Origin of the sequence: Neisseria sp. P0009.S010, from assembly GCF_051958545.1 — a bacterium.
GTDB classification, from domain to species: domain Bacteria; phylum Pseudomonadota; class Gammaproteobacteria; order Burkholderiales; family Neisseriaceae; genus Neisseria; species Neisseria subflava_A.
This window is the reverse complement of sequence record NZ_JBQCVH010000046.1, coordinates 1-253: the sequence shown is the minus strand read 5'-3', so window position 1 is coordinate 253 and position 253 is coordinate 1. Positions and strand designations below refer to the sequence as shown.

At 45.5% G+C, this 253-nt stretch carries 1 protein-coding gene; it reads right to left on the bottom strand.

Going from position 1 to position 253, the window contains the following annotated elements:
* On the bottom strand, window positions 1-229 hold a 229-nt coding region (locus ACTHSN_RS10840), incomplete at its 3' end, for a replication protein (protein WP_170996258.1).
* Window positions 230-253 lie beyond the last annotated feature (24 nt).

Sequence of the window (253 nt, the reverse complement as noted above, 5' to 3'; positions counted from 1 at the left end):
CGCTAAGTTGAGAATCGGTGATTCTGTCCATTGGTTTATTCCACCCATAGGTTTTACGCAGAATGGCAAGCAGCACTTTAAACTGTCGCTTGGTCAGATCTGCGCCCGAATAAGCCTCAAGCAGCATATTTGATAGTCTGGCGTAACCATCATCGAGATCTGCCACATTACGCTCCTGTCCGGCAAAGTTACCTCTGCCGAAGTTGAGTATTTTTGCTGTATTTGTCATAATGACTCCTGTTGATAGATCCAG